Origin of the sequence: Arcicella rosea (assembly GCF_014204325.1) — a bacterium.
Classification (GTDB): Bacteria; Bacteroidota; Bacteroidia; order Cytophagales; family Spirosomataceae; genus Arcicella; species Arcicella rosea_A.
The window spans coordinates 141058-160322 of sequence record NZ_JACHKT010000004.1 but is presented as its reverse complement, the minus strand read 5'-3'; the positions used below and the strand labels follow the sequence as shown (position 1 = coordinate 160322).

Below are 19265 nucleotides of genomic sequence, written 5' to 3'. Positions count from 1 at the left end.
TATCACAAGAACAGAGTAATTTATACGATACATATCTTGGAAAAAGACGCAAAAATTTACATCGCTGGCCACAGAGGAATGGTGGGTTCGGCAATTCATAGAAAACTACAGGAAAAAGGTTTCACCAATTTTGTATTGAAAACCTCTAAAGAACTTGACCTTCGCAATCAGCAAGCCGTTGCCGATTTTTTTGAAAACGAAAAACCTGAATATGTATTTCTGGCTGCGGCGAAAGTAGGAGGAATTATCGCTAACAATACTTACAGAGCAGTTTTTTTGTATGAAAACTTGTCTATTCAAAACAATGTTATTCATAGCTCCTTTGTGAACAAAGTGAAAAAATTGATGTTTCTGGGTTCTTCGTGCATTTATCCAAAATTAGCTCCACAACCTTTAAAAGAAGAGTATTTGTTGACAGGCTTGTTGGAAGAAACCAATGAACCTTATGCCATTGCCAAAATTGCAGGCATTAAAATGTGTGAGTCGTACAGAAAACAATACGGCTGTGATTTTATTTCGGTAATGCCAACGAATCTTTATGGACCAAATGATAATTATGATTTACAAAAATCGCACGTAATGCCTGCGATGATTCGTAAATTTCATGAGGCTAAATTAGCTGGGAATGAAGCTGTGACACTTTGGGGAACGGGTTCACCAATGAGAGAGTTCTTGCATGCTGATGATTTAGCGGAGGCTTGTGTTTTCTTGATGGAAAATTATAGTGAAGAAGAGTTTATCAATGTTGGAACTGGAACAGATGTAACGATTAAGGAATTGGCAGAAACGGTAAAAAAAGTAGTTGGTTTCACTGGTGAATTGATTTGGGATACTGCTAAACCAGATGGTACACCGAGAAAATTAATGGATGTATCGAAACTTCATGCGAAAGGTTGGAAGCACACAATAGCCCTAGAACAAGGAATTGCTTTGGCATATCAAGATTTTTTAGTTCATCATGATACTTTGAGATTGTAATGAATTCTTCTCTATTTAGGAAATAAATTTTTCCTAAATAGAGAAGAAGAAAATTATACTTTCTTCGCTGGGTTTCCGAAAACTGTTTCACGAGCTTTCACACTTTCAACAACTACCGAACCTGCTCCAATTCTTGCTCCTTTTCCGATTTTCACACCTGAAACAATTGTTACGCCTGAACCGATAAAAACGTTATCGTCTATAGAAACGCCTGCTCCGATGATACTTCCTGCTCCGATTTGTACGAAATCTCCTACTTTGGCATCATAATCCACAATCACACGGCTGTGAAGTAAATTATGGCTTCCGATTTCGGCACGTGCGTTAATAATTGTTCCTGCTGAAATCAAATTTCCATGTCCGATAGTGGCTGTGGCGGCTATGGCAGTTTGTTCGTGAATAGCATTGACAGGTTGTACTTTTTTATCGTTATGCAAAGTTTCTACCAAATTCTGACGCACTTTCAATTCGTCGATAGCGATAAATACTTCACATCTTTTCCCGATTAATTTGGTATAATCATCGTCGTCGGTACTTCCCATCACGATTACATCGTCGATTTCAGTATTATGTAATTCTTTGTTGTCGTCTAAAAAAGCATAAACGACCACATTATTTGTTTTGAAAATATCAAGGGCGACAGCTCCTAAACCGCCTGCACCTAAAATCATTACTGGATTCTCCATACATTTTTCCTGATTCACTGAATCAAGTTACAATTTTACTCCGTTATTAATTTTATAAATTACTTTTCCGTCTTGTACTAATTCAAAATCAGCTTTTTGCCCTAAACCAATTTCTTTTTCTGCATTAAATGTCAAGCCTGTGGCATCAATTTCGTCTGTACCAAAAAACACCGACATATCGCCAATTTCCTCAATTACAGAACTTTGTGTAAAATAGTCTCTACCTTTTACAGCTCTTTCATTTCTATTAATGGCAATATCGGCTTGATAAGTACTATTTCCTTTTTTGATAGTGGCATTTCTGATGATTAAATCAAAAATCACTTTATCGTTTACAGGAATTGTATCGTACTCTTTGATATTTTCTTTTTCGTAAGATTTATCCGAAATCATTTTCAAACCTGTAAGTATCGAAACAAAATTCAGTTTTCGGATGTACTGCTTTTCTGGGTCGCCTTTGAAACCACCCGATTCTATCAAAATCAAGGTAGAACCCCATTTTTGAATATTATCGCCAAAAGCTCGTGGTTCAAAATCAGAAGGCCATTTGCCAATAGCATTCGGAATAAAAGGCTGTAAAGCATGATTCATTCCGACGATAATCAACATGGATTTTTTTCGAGTCTCGTTTACTTCTTGAGCTTCGTTATAAGCCGTTGCTAAAAAAGAAATAGTGGCTAAATTTCCCGTTTTACCAGCCGAGTAACGTCTGCCTTTGTCGTGAAGATTGAATGAAAAATCAGGTTTTAAATCAAAAACTAATTTTTTCAATAAACGTCCTTCTGGACTTTGCAAAGCCAGAGCATCACGATTCATATCAATTCCCAAAGCCGTGTAGCGTGTCCAAGCTTCTGCCCCGTCAGGATTCAACATCGGAACAAAATAAAAAGTGCATTCTTTCAGCAAATCTGTTCGCAATTGCGTCAGGCTTTGGTCTTCGTTGGCAGTACTTTTTTTATTTTCCAAGAAACTAAAAATGTCCATCAAAGCCATTGTTGCCGTAGCTTCATCGCCGTGCATTTGTGACCAAAGCAGTACTTTGGTTTTTCCTGTTCCACATTTTATCAAGAAAATATCTCTTCCTTCACTCGACTGCGTAGCTTTTGACACTTCAAACAAAGAATCTTTCTTCATTTGTTCAATTCGATTTACCAAAGTTTGGTATCCAAATCTACGTTTTGTAACCGTTGATTCACGGAAAATATCGTGATTTTCGTGAAGTACTTTTCCTAAATCTTGAGCGTAATTTTCTGATATTGCATTCATCATAAACAACAATGTAATTAATATAATCTTTTTCATTGGCTTGGAGTTGAAAAGGTTTATAAAAACTTTTCGTCGGGTTCTTCGTATTTTTTCACGGCAATTTTCTGAGCTGAATAAATCCCCGCATGACCCGAAAATGCGTAAGCCATCACGCAAGCCAAAGCCAAATAAATAGCGGCATCTGCCCCAAACAATTCTATGCCCATCAAAGTACAAGCAATTGGCGTGTTGGAAGCTCCTGCAAAAACGCCAACAAAGCCCATTCCAGCCAAAAGAGCTATCGGAAGCGGAATAAAATTCGTCAAGGCATTTCCCATCGTTGCTCCGATATAAAACAAGGGCGTTACTTCGCCACCTTTGAATCCTGAACCTAAAGTAAGCGATGTAAAAAATATTTTTGCTATAAAATCGTAAAAAGGTAATTTTTCGCTAAACGCTTCTACAATTACTGACACGCCCAAACCATTATATTTGGAAGTACCCACTGCAAAAAACAAAATGGCTAAAAGTACGCCACCGACTACGGGTCGTAAAGGTGGATAAGTAATTTTACTTTTGAATAAATTACTCCAAAAATGAGTGCTTTTGGCAAATAACATTCCGACTAAACCAAACAAAATACCTGCAAGCATCGCCCACGAAATTGCTGAAATAGCCAAATGTGGTACTTCTGGAATGGCATAATGTGTATGACCAACATGCCAAAGTTCCTGACAAGTATAATCCGCAGCCAAAGCTGAAAAGAGACTTGGCAAAATGGCTTCGTAACGTACTTTTCCGATAAAAGCCACTTCTAAAGCAAAAATTGTTCCTGCGAGAGGAGTACCAAAAACCGAAGCAAAACCAGCACTTATGCCCATCATCAACAATATCTTTCGGTCTAAGTCGTTGAATTTTAAAGGTTTTGTAAAAAAATCAGCGATTGCTCCGCCCATTTGTACAGCCGTTCCTTCTCTTCCTGCCGAACCACCAAACAAATGCGTCAACAAAGTAGTAATTAAAATCAACGGCATCATTTTAAAAGGAATAGTTTTTTCAGGATGTTGAATTTCTTCAATCAATTGATTATTTCCTTTTGCTACGTCTTGTCCGAAATAATGATAAATAGCACCAACCGCCAAACCACCCAATGGCAAAAACCAAATCAACCAAGGATGATTTTCACGGAAGTGGGTCGTCCAATCGAGTGAAACTAAAAAGAAAGCCGAAGCAGAACCCGTTGCCAAACCGACAAGTACTGCCATTAAAAGCCACGTCAACATGAATTTCAGCACAAAGATTTGTTGATTTATCATTTGTATTTTATTGTTGATTTCAGGTTTCGGCTTTATTAAACGATTTCAGGTTTGTGTATTTTATTAACATAAAGTCGTTTTACTTATTTCAGAAATCTCAAAATACCAAAAATAGCCTTTCAACTTTTGTACACAATCTGTATTGGTGAATTAATCAAACAAAATTACGGAATGTATTTCAATATAATAAGCGTAATGAATGGCGGATTGGAGATTTGGGATTTTGGATGTGAGAATGGGTCGCATTTTATTTTTTTATTATTTTTTCAAGATAAATATAAAACTCTTGAACCTAATTTGCGTTTTAATGTTTTAACATTAAATGTATATACATTAATTAATTTAAAAAGCTTTTAAACTAAAAAGACAATGACAAATGCAACTTGGGCAATCGACCCTTCGCACTCAGAAATTCAATTTAAAGTAAAACACTTAGTGATTACTACGGTAACAGGAAATTTCAAAGAATTCAGCGGTTCAGTAGAAGCTGGAGATGATTTTGATGGTGCTTCTATCGCATTTGAAGCAAATATAGCTTCAATCAATACCAACAGCGAACAACGTGACGGTCACTTGAAAAGTGCAGATTTCTTTGATGCTGAAAAATTCCCAACTTTATCTTTCAAATCTACTTCTTTCACAAAAGATGGTGACGATTTTGAATTAGTGGGCAATTTAACCATCAAAGGTGTTACTTTACCAGTAACCCTAGAAGTAGAATATAACGGAACTGCTACTGACCCTTGGGGAAATGTAAAAGCAGGTTTTGAATTGAAAGGTAAAATCAATCGTAAAGATTTTGGTTTAGCTTGGAACGCAATCACAGAAGCAGGAAGTGCCTTGGTAAGTGAAGAAGTAAAATTGATTGCGAATATTCAGTTGGTGAAACAAGCGTAATTTGAGTTTTGAATGTGGAGTGACGAATGAGGAGTAAGAAGAGTTTTGAAGAGTGAATTTTGAGAGAGGAGAATTTTTTAAATTACTCCTCTCCTCACTCAACATTCACAACTCACTTTACTCCTCATTCGTCACTCAATATTCATCATTCTATTGATGTTCGTCTCTTAATAAATCGTTCACTGTTTTTACAGGATTGAAAGTAATTAAAGGGACTTCTACAAAAATCGTATTCCAATCAGCCATTGCACCATTCCAAAGTCCTGGTAATTCTTGTGCTTTCAAGTCTTTACCATCTTTAGATTTTTGCGTTACAAAGCCAGTTTTAGGGTCACGGAATTTCAATAAATCGAATTTCTCGCCTTTGTTATTTTTCAAAGAACAAATCAAATCAACTGGATTGAAGTGTGTTGAATTATTGAAAATCGCTTTTTGGTCTTCATCGTTTAAATCAACTTGAGCAGATTCTACAATTTGTAAAGAAGTAGTTCCATCTGAATTCTTGCACCAGAATGGTCCTCCACCTGGCTCTCCAGTATTTTTTACCACACCACAAACACGCAATGGACGATTTAGCTTTTTCAGAAAGTATGTTACTTTTTCGTTGTGAGGTAAGTCTGTAAACGCTGAATTCTGCAACACACAAAGTTCTTTTTCAAAGAATTCTGTCAATTCATTAATCAAAGGTTGTGAAGCCCATTCTGTTAATTGATGTTGATAATCAAAAATCTTATCTTGATAATAAAGTAAAACGCCCGCCAAAGCTTTCTTATAATCATAAGTAGTTTGTTTGATGCGGTCTGGCACTACATTGTCGATGTTTTTAATGAACACGATATTGGCATCAATATCATTCAAATTAGCCAACAAAGCTCCATGACCCGCAGGGCGGAACAGTAAAGAACCATCTTTTTCACGGAATGGCGTATTGTCCAAATTCACGGCAATGGTATCCGTAGATTTTCTTTGTTCAGAAAAAGTAATGTCATATTTTACACCGTAGTCTGTTTCATAAGTAGGCAATACTTCATCTAAAAGTGCCTTGAAGCGACTCAAATGCTCTGGAGAAACGGTAAAATGTAATTTCACAATTCCGTCTGTATTCGCATAATTTGCTCCTTCTACTAAATGCTCTTCAATGGCGGTTCTGTTGGCTTTTTCGTATTTATGAAACTTCAAAAGTCCTTTTGGTAAAGTACCGTATTCTAAACCTTTGCTCGTTAAATAGTAGTCTGCAATGGTTTTTTCATCGGCATTTTCAGGGAGAACTTTTTGTAAATCTTCATAAAACGCAAACTCAGATAATCGCTCAAAAAATTGAACTGTTGATTTGTCGGATTTACCTTCTTCTAAAAAAGCAAATAAAGATTTAAACATTCTTGAGGCTGCACCAGAAGCAGGCACAAATTTCAAAGGCGTAATGCTTTTTACTTTACTTTCATAAAGAGCTACAAACTCTTCTAGTTTTTCTTCAGAAAGTTGTGTTACACCATTTTCAGGAGTTGCTGCTTTTTGAAGCTGCATGAATGGAAATCCATCTGTAAAGTCTTGAATTTGTTGCTCAACCGTTGCTAAGTCAATGCCTAATTCTTGAATTTGATTGAGGTCGTTTTTAGTAAACATAGTAATTTGGTTTGCGGTAATCAATTATAATCGATTATTCTTTGTTACAAATATATAAGTAAATCGTTGTCTTCGGCAGTTAGCATTTATTTTTTGTAGATAATACCATTTTTCATGACAAATATCACATTTTTCAGCGTTGAGATTTGCTTTTCGGGTTCTCCTTGAACGGCAATAATATCGGCTAAATAGCCTGCTTTGATATTTCCCAAATCTTTTAGTTTAAATACCTCTGCGTTTACTGAAGTACTCGACTGTAAAACATTTATCGCTTTCATGCCATACTCTACCATCATTTCCATTTCACGAGCGTTTTCTCCGTGTGGAAATACGCCCACATCACCACCCATACAAATTTTCACGCCAGAGGCTAAGGCTTCTTTAAAGCTTTTACGTTTTAGTTGAATGCGTTCAGGCTCTGGCTCTTGTCCTTTTTTCCAGCCTTTGTATTGTGAAGTAGCATCGCCTGCCGCCAAAGTCGGACAAAAGCAAACGTCTTTTTCTTTCATTAACTTAAAAATCTCGGCGGTTGCACCATCGCCGTGTTCGATTGTTTTTACGCCTGCCATAATTGCTCTACGCATTCCTTCTTCGGTGGAAGCATGAGCAACCACATCACGACCAGAACTTTTAGCAATATCTACAACCAGTTTTAACTCTGATGCTAAAAAAGTTGGTTGTGCATCTTTAAAAAGTCCCCAGCGATAATCAGCATAAACTTTTATCACATCTACACCTTTCCCGATTTGGGTTCTCACTGCTTTTGATAAATTATCTGTGCCATCGGCTTCCTCCGCACCTTGAACGACCGTCACGTCCGACTGAAAACCTTTAGGCCCATAGCTACCTGTAACAACCAAAGCACGCCCAGCGACTAACATTCTTGGGCCAGGAATAATACCTTTTTCGATAGATTGTTTTAAACCAATATCGTCATAATCTGCTCCTTCAGTTCCTAAATCTCTGACGGTGGTAAAACCTGCCATCAAAGTATTTTTAGCGTGAACTGTGGCTCTAACGATACGTTCTGCCCTAGATTCTTTTAAAACTTGGTCGTCCCAAGTGGTTTCGTTGTATGGATGAAGTAATAAATGTGAATGTCCTTCAATCAATCCGGGTAATAAAGTAGTATTAGGCAAATTGATAATTTCTGTGTTTTGAGGAATCTTTAGATTCTCTCCGACAGCTATATTTTTTTCTTTTTGAACCAATACTTGCCAATTTTCATGGATACTTTCTCCATCAAAAATTCGGGCAGGTTTGAGTAAATAAATTCCTTGTTGGGCAAAGATTGGGACATTAAAGAATAAAAGGAGACTTAATTTTAGTAAGGATACTTTCATGTTTGTTGAAGAAATTTTGTTGATAAACAAAAATAGCACGATTCCGCAGAGTCGTGCTATTAATTGGGGAAATTGTTTATCTACTAGAACCAAGATGCAAGAAACAAGATGTAAGACTTTAATTACTCATCATGACTTTATCATTTTCTTATATCTCTCATCTTGTTTCTTTTGTCTTACTTCTTGTTTCTTTCTTCTTAGTCCTATTTTATTCTAAAAACGGCTTTTACTTCGTATCTCACTTTTATCTTCTGAACGTCGATAGTACTTTCAGGCATTGCATCGGCAGATTCCATTCTTGCTGATTTTAACATCATATTTGAATACATTGGTGCTGGTGAATAACCATTGTCGATTTCGTAAATCTCTAATGCTTCTCCCAATTGCTCGCCAATTCCTTCTAATAAGTATTTCGCTTTTTCTTTAGCCGCTTGTAAAGCTTTAATTTTCACTTCTTTTCTCAATGCTTCTATTTTAGAGTATTCAAAACGGCTAATGTTTGTTGAAGCAACGCCTTTATCATCTACACGAGCAACGATTCCATCAATTTTGTACAAATTGGCTACTTTCACGATATAAGTTTTACTTTCTAAAAAAGTCGTTGGCTTTTTCTTGCCAAACCATTCACGATAACCATTGATATCGCCCACACTGAAATTTTCTTTGGCAATGCCAGCTTCTTCAACTGCTTTTTGAAGTTGTTTTTCTAAAACCATAATATCAACTTTATTCTTGTTGTTATTATCCTTAAAATATTCTCTTAAAGTAATAGAAACATAGATTTCATCGGGCAATACTTCTTGTTCGGCACTTCCTGTTACTTCAATTTTTTTGGGTTGAGGTTTCTCTACGATTACTTGTTGTGCAGTACTTGCAAAAGCTCCTAATCCGAATGGGATAACAAGCATTAACATTTTAGCTAATTTTTTCATTTGATTGTTTAATTTGATTTGACTGAGAAACGAGGCTTTACTTTTAAAAGTATGGTATTAACAAAAGATTAACATTGAAATAGAAATATGTTTTTCTAGTCGAGTATATTTAAAAATCTATTCCAAACGCAATCTAAACAAAAAAGCCATCATTTAGGAATTACCTAAATGATGGCTTTTCAGAATGTTTTTAAAATAGAGTGAAATTAAATTAATGAAAGCCCAATTTTGTAGATTACTCACTAAATCACTCATTCACTAACTCACTAACTGACTAACTCTCAAAATTATTTATTATACTGCAAAGCACTATCATTCATAGAATACTTTCCAGATTTCATCAATTTCAACATTTCTGCTCCCGCTAATAAAACTGGGCCATAACCGTGAGCAGCCAATACATTCACTGGACGATAATAATAAAAAGCGGGGTCAAAAGCCATTCCTGTTCCTACACAAACGCCTTCTACTTGTCCGCCAGCATTTACTTTGGTTGCTACGGCATTCCAAGCCAATAAAGTAGCGGGGCCATACGCTTTAGCATCAAGCCAACCTTTGTTGATAGCTCTTGCAAAAGAGTAAGCATAAATCGCCGTCGCCGAAGTTTCAAGATATGAATCTGAACGGTCTAATAATTGATGCCAGAAACCGCTTCCTGTTTGGTATGAAGCCAAGCCTTTTGCATGAGCTTTTAATAAAGAAAGTACTTCTGCACGACCAGCATGATTTTCAGGTAAAACATCCAATAATTCAACCATCGTCAACACTGCCCAGCCATTTGCACGAGCCCAGTGAAATTCTGGATGTGTTTCCATATCAGCTACCCAACCGTGCATAAATATGTTTTTCTGACTATTAAACATTCTTTTTGAAAACTGCGAAATCTGTTTTACCGCATCATCAAAATAACGATTATCGCCCGTCAGTTTTCCCATTTGTGCCAAAGCAGGTACGCCCATGAATAAATCATCTAACCAAAGTGTATTCGCTTGTGGGCGATTTCTTGCCAAAGTACCATCCGAAAAACGAAACTCTTTTGTACTGATATAATTTATGTAATTATCAATCAATGGACGTAAATCTGTTTTTACGACATTACTTCTTGTTGCTTTAATCATAGCCGAACAAACAGCACCGCAGTCGTCCAAAGCATGGGGTAAAATTACTTGGCGAAGTCCTTTACTTTTTGGATTTTGCTTCAATACTTCTTTGAAATAAGGCACTTTATCAGCCAAGAAAGTCATTCGTTTACGGGTATAATCATTGAAGCGTTCATCGCCAGTGGCTTCACTAGCGGCTAACATTCCTGAATAAGTTACGCCCCATTCGTAGCTTGTTAAGCTGAATGTTCCTCTTTCTACAACCGCACTGGTATCTATTTTACTAAAGTTGGTAATTTCTTTTTTTGTCGTGTTGCTAATTACTTTCATTGGCGTAACAGCATCTAAATATTTGTGGACTCTATTAAGTACTTGTGTTACTTCTTCCACTTTTGGTGTAGTATAAGCCACTGGATAATCAGGTTGTGCGGTATGCAACATTTCTGAATGAAGCGATGGCTTTTTTTGTTGTGCCAGCGACGGCAAAGTAACTGCCAAACATAACAACGAGATGAAATAGATTTGATTAATTTTTTTCATGCTTTAATTTTATTAAGAGTGATGAAAACATAAAGACAATACTGTCCGAAATCTAATCAATTCATGATAAGATTGGTTATTAAACTTGGTAAAAAGACTTATTTTGGCATAGATAATCTAATAATTTAATAAACAGCCAATGTCCAATTACTCTCAAAAAATCTTCTATGTTATTTTAGGAATCTTTTGCATCAGCTTCGGTATCAATGCCCAAAAGCTGATTACCATTCCTATCGAAACGTCACAAAATGCTTTGGTCTTTCAAACCGATAAAGACAACCGTTTAGGAACTGTTTTTTTCGGAAAAAAGCTAGTTCAATCTTCAGACTACGGCTTTATTTCCAAAGAGTACAAAATCAATGATGAAAATTCAGGAATTTTTAATTCGGTTTACACGCCAAGTGGTACTTGGAATTTGGTAGAACCAGCCATCGAAGTAAAACACGCCGATGGAAATTCTTCTTTGGAACTGAAATATGTTAGTCACGAAGTAAAGAAAATTGATGACAATGTTTCTGAAACCGTAATTGTATTAAAAGACCCAGTTTATGCCCTTGAAGTACGACTTTTCTATAAAGTTTATTATAAAGAGAACGTCATTGAACAATGGTCAGTCATAAAACATCAAGAAGCCAAAAATATTACTTTACAGAAATATGCTTCTGCTAATTTGTATTTTATGGCAGACGATTATTACCTCAATCATTATCACGGTGGTTGGGCAAAAGAAATGAAGCCCGAAGAAACTAAACTGACGGCTGGTATTAAAACGCTAGATTCTAAACTAGGAACAAGGGCGAATTTGTTTCAACCGCCAACCTTTATGTTGTCGTTCGATAAACCAGCTACCGAAGATGCTGGGAAAGTATTATTAGGAACGTTGGCTTGGTCGGGAAATTTTAAGATAGATTTTGAATTGGATACTTATCATAATCTTCGCTTGTTGGCAGGAATCAATTCACATGCTTCGGAGTATTCATTGGCAAGTAATCAAGATTTTAAAACGCCTTCTTTTATTTTTACTTTCTCTGAAAACGGAAAAGGAGAAGCCAGTAGAAATATGCACAATTGGGCAAGAAAGTATAGAATTTTGGATGGCGAAGGCTCAAGACTTACTTTATTGAACAACTGGGAAGCGACCTATTTTGACTTTGACGAAGCTAAATTGACTGAACTTTTTAAAGACGGGAAAAAATTAGGTGTCGATATGTTTTTATTGGATGATGGTTGGTTTGCCAATAAATATCCAAGAAATGGCGATGTTGCTGGTTTAGGAGATTGGCAAGAAAATCGTAAAAAATTACCAAACGGCATTGGTTACTTGGTAAAAGAAGCAACAAAAGCAGGGATTAAATTTGGCATTTGGGTTGAACCAGAAATGGTAAATCCTAAATCTGAATTATACGAAAAACACCTTGATTGGGTAATTCGTGAACCTCAACGACCAGAACATTATTTCAGAAATCAATTGCCTTTAGATTTGTCGAATCCAGAAGTACAAGATTTTGTGTATGGTGTTATTGATAATCTTTTTACCAAAAATCCTGAAATTTCCTTTATAAAATGGGATTGTAATGCGGTTGTCTATAATGCTCATTCTGCTTATTTAGAGAAAAAAGGTTTGCCACAAACGCATCTTTACGTAGAATATGTGCGAGGCTTGTATAAAGTATTAGAAAAAATCAGAGCGAAATATCCTAAAGTACCGATGATGTTATGTTCTGGCGGAGGTGGTAGAGTCGATTATGAAGCCTTGAAATACTTCACTGAATTTTGGGTAAGTGATAATACCGACCCGCTTGAAAGAGTATTTATGCAGTGGGAATATTCCTATTTTTATCCTGCCATTGCTCAGTGTAATCACATCACTGATTGGAGTAAAGTTGGTATCAAATATCGCACTGACGTTGCGATGATGGGTAAAATGGGTTACGATATTGTAGTCAGTCATTTATCTGAAAAGGAATTACAATTTAGTCAGCAAGCATTGGCGAATTACAAAAAAATCAGCGATGTTGTTTGGCATGGTGATTTGTATCGTCTGAAAAATCCTTGGGAAAATCCGTATGCTTCTTTGATGTTTAGCAATGCCACACAAGACCACGCCGTGATGTTTTCTTATTTAACAACCAACCGTTACGACGGTGTGTACAGTGTGACTCCTGTAAAACTGAAAGGATTAGACCCAAAAAAGAAATATAAAATTCAAGAAATAAATGTCTATCCAGATGCAAAATCAAGCATTGCCAAAGACCTTGTGTACTCTGGCGACTATTTGATGAACATCGGTTTGAACCCAGATATTACTTTAAGAAGAACAAGTGTAGTGTTGGAATTGACAGAAGTGAAATAATTTTGTATTTTGAGTAATGAGCTAAAAATCATAGATTCACAATTGGATTAAGAGTAGTTATCTTTTGCGGTTGCGGTTTGATGTGAAAGCAACCGCAAAAGTTACTTACAACAATTAGAAAAAATATCCATTAATCCATTATTTAAACTGAATCGGCAGTTCGTTCACAACTCATCATTCACAATTCACAACTTCTAAATCACGTATGTTAAAACTCAATCGCTATGAAGTCAGTCTGACGTTAAGGGTACTTTTACTTTTGGGAAGTATTACTTTGGCGGCTTTTTGTATCGTAAACAGTAAGTTTACTTTACTCTTTTTTATCGGATTGGTACTGTTTTTTCAGATTTTGAGTTTTGTTCAATTCATCAATAAAACTAATACCGAATTGACTCAATTTATTGAAGCAGTTCAGTATAGAGATTTTTCCCTACAATTTGCCGAAAAAAATGCACCTGTCTCGGTTCGGCAATTGCGAAGAGCTTTCAACCAAATCAATGGTACTTTCAAACAGCTTTCTTCCGAACGAGAAGAACAATATCAATACCTTCAAAAAATATTAGAGCTGGTGGATACTGGAATACTGTCTTACGACCAAAATGGAGAAGTAGGCTGGATGAACGAAGCCTTTAAAAAGATGTTGGGTATTCCTTATTTAAGAAATATTTCTTCTTTAGAAAAACGTAATCTCTTTGTTTTTCAAGCAATTAGTTCTTTAAAAAGTGGCGAAAATCAATTGGTAAAAATAGACCATAAACAGGTTTTATTAGCCAAAACTACCTTTATGAACGAAGGGAAATTAACACATCTAATCGCCTTCCAAAATGTAAATGAAGCCATTGAAGACACCGAAGCACAAGCCTATCAGAAATTATTGAGAGTAATGACCCACGAAATCATGAACTCTGTTGCTCCGATTGCCTCTTTGGCTGAAACGATGGAGGGACGATTGAAGAGTGGCGAAAATCCAAATCCAGCCAATAAACAATTATTAGAAGACATTACTTTGGGTGTTTCAACCATCAAAAAACGAAGTGCCAATTTGTTGAAATTTGCCGATACTTATCGACAATTAGCAAAGGTTTCTATTACTTCTTTCTCTACTTTTTACATTAGAGATTTGTTTGAAAGTGTTGAAATACTGCTTGAAAATCAAATTGAACAAAAGAACATTGAATTGGATGTAATCCTGAAAGATTTTGATTTACAAATTGAAGGAGATTTGGCTTTGATAGAACAAGTAATTATCAATTTGATGATTAATGCGATAGATGCTGTGAAGGAATCTGATAAGCCACAGATTCAAATCGGAGCGTATTTAAACCCACAAGAAAAAGTAGTGATTGAAGTAAAAGACAATGGCATCGGTATGTCGGCAGAATTGATGGATAAGATTTTTGTGCCATTTTTTACTTCAAAAATCAATGGTTCGGGCATAGGTTTAAGTTTGTCAAAACAAATAATGGCATTGCATAAAGGTAGCATAACAGTCAATTCAGTAGAAGGGCAGGGGACTGTTTTTAGATTGGTGTTTTAATCAATAACACAAGGCAGTTTTGAGTTGTGAATGATGAATGCTGAGTGAGGAGTAATTTATGAAATTTCACTCCTCACTCAGCATTTGACACTTTGCATTCAAGAAAAAACTCATCAGTCATTACTCACAATTCATAATTCACAATTCATCACTATTACTTATCATCATCATCCATGAAACGCTACTTTTTACTTATTTTATTATCCCTCAATGTTTTAACGATTTTTGCTCAAAGTACTTTAGTCGATAAAACCCGTTCATTTCGTCAAGCAAATGAACATCAACTTCTTCAAGAATTCATGGGATTGTTGTCTATTCCCAATGTCGTGTATGATACTATCGGTATTCAAAAAACGGCAAATTATATCGTAAAAATGATGGAGGAAAGAGGCATTAAAACACAAAAATTAGATGCTACAACCAAAGGTGTTCCTCCAGCTATTTATGGAGAAGTAATTGTGCCAAATGCTACAAAAACCTTAGTATTTTATGCCCATTACGATGGTCAGCCAGTAAATCCTAATCAATGGGCAGAGGGAATAAAACCTTTTGAAGCCGTTTTCTTGGACGCTTCTTTAGAAAAAGGTGGTAAAATTATTGATGTACCAAAAGCTTCTGAAAGTATCAATCCTGAATGGAGAATTTATGGTAGAAGTGCTTCAGATGATAAGGCAGGCGTATTTACCATATTATCGGCTTATCAAGCCATAACTAAAATGGGCATCAAACCTTCGGTAAATTTAAAGTTCTTTTTTGAAGGCGAAGAAGAAGCTGGCTCTACTCATTTAGAAGAAATTCTAGCAAAACATAAAGACAAACTCAAAGCCGACCTTTGGGTAATTTGCGACGGTCCCGTTCATCAATCTGGACGAAAACAAGTTGTGTTTGGTGTACGTGGTGACGTAAATATGGAAGTAAAAGTATTTGCGTCGAAGCGTCCATTACATAGTGGGCATTATGGAAACTGGGCACCTAATCCCGCTAATTTATTGGTGAATTTATTGGCAACGATGAAGGATACCAAAGGCAAAGTATTGATTAAAGGTTTCTATGATGATGTTACTCCTTTAACGGCTTTAGAGAAACAAGCTTTAGCCAATATTCCTCCGCCCGACGAGCAAATGAGAAATGAATTAGGTTTTGTGCGTGCCGAAGGTGATGGTAAATCGCTTGCTGAATTAATTAGTTTGCCTTCTTTAAATATTAATGGAATTGCGAGTGCTAACGTGGGTAAAATGGTAGCGAATATCATCCCTACTTCTGCAACGGCGGCTTTAGATTTACGATTGGTATTAGGAAATGACGCTCAGCGACAAGTTCAAAAGGTAATCGAACACATCAAATCACAAGGTTATTATGTGACTACCAATGAGAGTATTACTGATGAAGAAAGATTAAAATATCCGCTCATTGCCCGTGTACAGGCCAAAGAAGGCTATAACGCACAACGTACTAAAATGGATTTGCCCATCGCACAGCTTATCATTAAAGCAGTACAGAGTACTTCTAAAGAAAACATCGTTTTGATGCCAAGTTCTGGGGGAAGTTTGCCTTTGTATTTGTTCGATAAACATTTATCAACACCAACGATTACAGTGCCAATTGCCAATCACGATAATAATCAGCACGCTGAAAATGAAAACATCAGAATCCAGAATTTATGGAGTGGGCTTGAAACGTACGTTGCTTTGATGAGTATTCAATAGGATAAGAATGATGATACAAAACGCATCATCATTGATATAAATTATATAAAGCTTTATGTGCTGAGTATCATCATTGATATAAATTACATAAAGCTTCATGTGCTGAGTATCATCATTGATATAAATTACATAAAGCTTTATGTGCTGAGTATCATCATTGATATAAATTACATAAAGCTTTATGTGCTGAGTATCATCATTGATATAAATTACATAAAGCTTCATGTGCTGAGTATCATCATTGATATAAATTATATAAAGCTTCATGTGTTGAGTATCATTAGTAATATGAAATTGTGTTTGGTTTAAATCATTACGATAGCATTTCCCCAAAAGAGTATTATCTTTAATCATCCAAAACCAAACCATCTAACAATGAAAAAACGTCACCAAGTACTGCTTGTACTTGCTATTCTTTCTGTCATCACTTTCCTCGACCGAATCGCATTTTCCACCGCTGGCGAGCGTATCACTAAAGAATTAGGATTAACTGCCGTACAATGGGGTTGGATTTTAGGCTCTTTTACTTTAGCTTATGCACTTTTTGAAATTCCGACTGGTTTATTGGGCGATAGAATCGGGGCAAAATCGGTATTGATTAGAGTCGTATTGTGATGGTCTTTTTTTACGATATTAACAGGATTCTCTACAGGATTTGCCATGCTTTTAGTGGTGAGATTTTTGTTTGGCATTGGCGAAGCAGGAGCATATCCGAATATTGCCATTGCTTTAGCAAAATGGTTTCCTGCCAACGAACGTGGACAAGCTCAAGCCATTATCTGGGGAGCTTCTCGCTTGGGTGCGGGCTTAACACCGCTGGTTGTTATTCCGATTCAGCAGAGCTATGGTTGGGAAGCCTCTTTTTATGTATTAGGTTTTGTAGGCGTAATTTGGGTAATCTTTTGGCAGTTCTGGCATAAGGAAGAACCCACAGAGGCAAAGGATATTTCAGCAAATGAATTAAAAGAAATTCTTGCCAAACGACAATTAGATAATCACGGAGCAAAGACTTCTATTTTTAAGTTATTACAGAACAAAAATCTAGGCTATTTAATGGCGATGTACGCCTGCTATGCCACAGGAGTATATTTCTTTCAAACTTGGTTGCCAAAATATTTACAACAAGGTAGAGGTGTCAGTGAAAATGAATTGAAACTCATCGGTTCGGCACCGTTTTTATTGGCGGCTTTGGGTTGCTTTTTAGGTGGTTTTTTTAGTGATATTGCGGTAAAAAAGTATGATAAAAAATGGGGGAGGAGGATTGTTCCCATTATCGGTTTAGGTATTTCGGGAATATGTTTGATAATTTCTGCTCTGACGATAAATAATACAGTTGCCATTATTTTACTCTCTTTGGGAATGGCTTTTATGGATGTTACCGCACCAGTTGCGTGGGCTGTTTCAATGGATATTGGAGGAACAAGAAGTGGCTCGATTTCTGGAGCAATGAATTCCGCAGGTTTACTTGCTGCTTATTTTAGTACAGTAAGTTTTGGTTATTTAGCGACTAATTTTGGCTATAATTTTCCTGTATTACTGTTAGGAATCATTGTAATGATTGGTGCTTTTTTATGGTTGAAAATTAATCCAGAAGAAACAATATAGCCTTGATTATGATTATAATCTAGTAGGAAAGCATTTCCAATATCAGTGTAGGTTTTCTCCGAAAATCAATAGATAAAAAAAGATTAGAAGCTAAATGCTAAAAAAATACTAACATGGAAAACGAACAAAACCAAGATAATAAACTTGACCGTATCATTGAGGCGAGAATGAAATTGAAGGCTCGTTTTGAAGAAAAAATGAAAGCGACGCCATCAATGTCTGATACAAAACCGCAAGGAAAAGGTGTAATCAATCGTCACGGAATGCCGACTACTCCTGTTGGACAAACTTTGACGACAAAATGGCCTGTTTTGGACTTGGGCTATCAACCAAAAATTCCATTAGACAAATGGCGTTTGATTATCGACGGAGAAGTAGAAAATCCTGTAATATTAACATGGGAAGATTTCATGGCTTTGCCACAAACAGAAGATGTTTCTGATTTTCATTGTGTAACTACTTGGTCGAAATTAGATATGGTTTGGCAAGGCATTCGCCTTTTAGACTTAGCCGCTTTAGTACAGCCCAAAGAAACCGCAACACATATTATGTGTTATGGCTACGATACTTATACCACCAATGTTTCGCTAGAAGAAGCTCTGAAACCAGATGTTTTGTTAGGTCATACTGTTGACGGACAACCATTAGCCGTAGAACATGGCGGTCCACTCCGCATGATTACGCCACAATTATATGCTTGGAAAGGCTCTAAATGGATAAAAAGAATAGAATTTATGCCTAAAAATAAATTAGGCTTTTGGGAAGAAAGAGGCTACTCCAATACCGCTTATCCTTGGAGAAATGATAGATATAGCTGAGAATTGTGAATTTTATTTGTCAAAGTTAGTATAATTATTCCAATCCCATAAAAACAAAAAAGCGAAAGCCTCTCGGTTTTCGCTTTTTTGCTGTGCAATATATTACTTATTCAAAAAAAGTTTAAATACAGTTACTTTGTTTTGATGTACTGAAACGGAAGATTGGTTATAATGATTTAGATCGTATTCTTCTCCATCTACATACATAAAATGTTCTTGAAATCGAGGTAATACATTTGATGACTTTATCTCTTTTTTATCTTTAATAATTATAGAAAGCGTATCAACAGACTCAATATTAGTAAAAATAACTTTAAAATAGTTTACTGCGTCAATACCAATTTTATTATTTAAAGGTTTTATTTCTTTGTTTTGTTCACAACTAATGAATAAAGAAAGAAAGATTAAAAATTGAAATGTATTTTTCATTTTTGTAGATTGGATTATCTGTAGCTAGTTACTCTGTATTATTTTAGACTTTAAGTAAAAGTATTGAAATTTACGTTGATTGCATTAGTTTTTAATAATTATTTCACCTCAATAAAACAAAAAAGCGAAAGCCTCTCGGTTTTCGCTTTTTTGCTGT

At 35.9% G+C, this 19265-nt stretch carries 15 protein-coding genes and 1 pseudogene; 7 read left to right on the top strand and 9 right to left on the bottom strand.

The window, feature by feature from the left end; genetic code table 11:
- Window positions 1-36: 36 nt before the first annotated feature.
- A complete protein-coding gene (gene fcl / locus HNP25_RS04430) occupies window positions 37-978 on the top strand; it encodes a GDP-L-fucose synthase (RefSeq protein WP_184130910.1) in 942 nt (313 codons plus the stop codon).
- A gap of 53 nt (window positions 979-1031) precedes the next feature.
- Here fcl and HNP25_RS04425 read toward each other — a convergent pair whose 3' ends face one another.
- From HNP25_RS04425 to HNP25_RS04415, 3 genes are read right to left on the bottom strand one after another with little or no spacing between them, the layout of a single operon-like run.
- On the bottom strand, window positions 1032-1664 hold the full coding sequence (locus HNP25_RS04425) for a NeuD/PglB/VioB family sugar acetyltransferase (RefSeq protein WP_184130908.1): 633 nt from the start codon (window positions 1662-1664) through the stop codon (window positions 1032-1034).
- A gap of 27 nt (window positions 1665-1691) precedes the next feature.
- Entirely contained in the window at window positions 1692-2966 is a 1275-nt protein-coding gene (locus tag HNP25_RS04420; RefSeq protein ID WP_184130906.1) for a M14 family zinc carboxypeptidase, read from the bottom strand.
- 20 nt (window positions 2967-2986) lie between these two features.
- Window positions 2987-4225 carry a voltage-gated chloride channel family protein gene (locus tag HNP25_RS04415; RefSeq protein ID WP_184130904.1) on the bottom strand — a complete coding sequence of 413 codons (1239 nt, stop codon included), beginning with the start codon at window positions 4223-4225 and terminating at the stop codon, window positions 2987-2989.
- A gap of 369 nt (window positions 4226-4594) precedes the next feature.
- Here HNP25_RS04415 and HNP25_RS04410 point away from each other — a divergent pair, with 369 nt between their 5' ends.
- Window positions 4595-5122, top strand: a complete 528-nt coding sequence (locus HNP25_RS04410; RefSeq protein ID WP_184130902.1) for a YceI family protein — start codon at window positions 4595-4597, stop codon at window positions 5120-5122.
- A gap of 150 nt (window positions 5123-5272) precedes the next feature.
- Here HNP25_RS04410 and HNP25_RS04405 read toward each other — a convergent pair whose 3' ends face one another.
- The 4 genes from HNP25_RS04405 to HNP25_RS04390 form a co-directional block, all read right to left on the bottom strand.
- Window positions 5273-6745, bottom strand: coding sequence for a DUF4301 family protein (locus HNP25_RS04405; protein WP_184130899.1), 1473 nt, complete (start codon window positions 6743-6745; stop codon window positions 5273-5275).
- An 86-nt stretch (window positions 6746-6831) separates the two neighbouring features.
- Window positions 6832-8088, bottom strand: coding sequence for a metal-dependent hydrolase family protein (locus HNP25_RS04400; RefSeq protein ID WP_184130896.1), 1257 nt, complete (start codon window positions 8086-8088; stop codon window positions 6832-6834).
- A 203-nt stretch (window positions 8089-8291) separates the two neighbouring features.
- On the bottom strand, window positions 8292-9020 hold the full coding sequence (locus HNP25_RS04395) for an SIMPL domain-containing protein (protein WP_184130894.1): 729 nt from the start codon (window positions 9018-9020) through the stop codon (window positions 8292-8294).
- A 287-nt stretch (window positions 9021-9307) separates the two neighbouring features.
- Window positions 9308-10660, bottom strand: a complete 1353-nt coding sequence (locus HNP25_RS04390) for a glycoside hydrolase family 88/105 protein (protein ID WP_184130891.1) — start codon at window positions 10658-10660, stop codon at window positions 9308-9310.
- Window positions 10661-10799: 139 nt separating this feature from the next.
- Between HNP25_RS04390 and HNP25_RS04385 the strand changes: the two genes are divergently transcribed.
- The 3 genes from HNP25_RS04385 to HNP25_RS04375 all read left to right on the top strand — a co-directional run bounded on the left by HNP25_RS04385 (window position 10800) and on the right by HNP25_RS04375 (window position 16256).
- A complete protein-coding gene (locus tag HNP25_RS04385; protein ID WP_184130888.1) occupies window positions 10800-13013 on the top strand; it encodes an alpha-galactosidase in 2214 nt (737 codons plus the stop codon).
- Window positions 13014-13218: 205 nt separating this feature from the next.
- On the top strand, window positions 13219-14550 hold the full coding sequence (locus tag HNP25_RS04380; RefSeq protein ID WP_184130885.1) for a sensor histidine kinase: 1332 nt from the start codon (window positions 13219-13221) through the stop codon (window positions 14548-14550).
- 173 nt (window positions 14551-14723) lie between these two features.
- Window positions 14724-16256 (top strand): M20/M25/M40 family metallo-hydrolase, encoded by a 1533-nt coding sequence (locus tag HNP25_RS04375; protein WP_184130882.1) that lies wholly within the window; start codon window positions 14724-14726, stop codon window positions 16254-16256.
- Here the strand turns inward: HNP25_RS04375 and HNP25_RS04370 are convergent.
- Window positions 16209-16523 carry a hypothetical protein gene (locus HNP25_RS04370; RefSeq protein ID WP_184130879.1) on the bottom strand — a complete coding sequence of 105 codons (315 nt, stop codon included), beginning with the start codon at window positions 16521-16523 and terminating at the stop codon, window positions 16209-16211. The genes HNP25_RS04375 and HNP25_RS04370 overlap by 48 nt on opposite strands.
- Window positions 16524-16631: 108 nt before the next feature.
- On the opposite strand from HNP25_RS04370, the pseudogene HNP25_RS04360 reads away from it, so the two are divergent.
- Window positions 16632-17861 (top strand): annotated as a pseudogene (locus tag HNP25_RS04360) (MFS transporter).
- 113 nt (window positions 17862-17974) lie between these two features.
- Window positions 17975-18679: a sulfite oxidase-like oxidoreductase gene (locus HNP25_RS04355; RefSeq protein ID WP_184130871.1), complete on the top strand. Its 705-nt coding sequence runs from the start codon at window positions 17975-17977 to the stop codon at window positions 18677-18679.
- Window positions 18680-18781: 102 nt separating this feature from the next.
- Here HNP25_RS04355 and HNP25_RS04350 read toward each other — a convergent pair whose 3' ends face one another.
- Entirely contained in the window at window positions 18782-19108 is a 327-nt protein-coding gene (locus HNP25_RS04350; protein ID WP_184130868.1) for a hypothetical protein, read from the bottom strand.
- Between the last annotated feature and the right edge of the window lie 157 nt (window positions 19109-19265).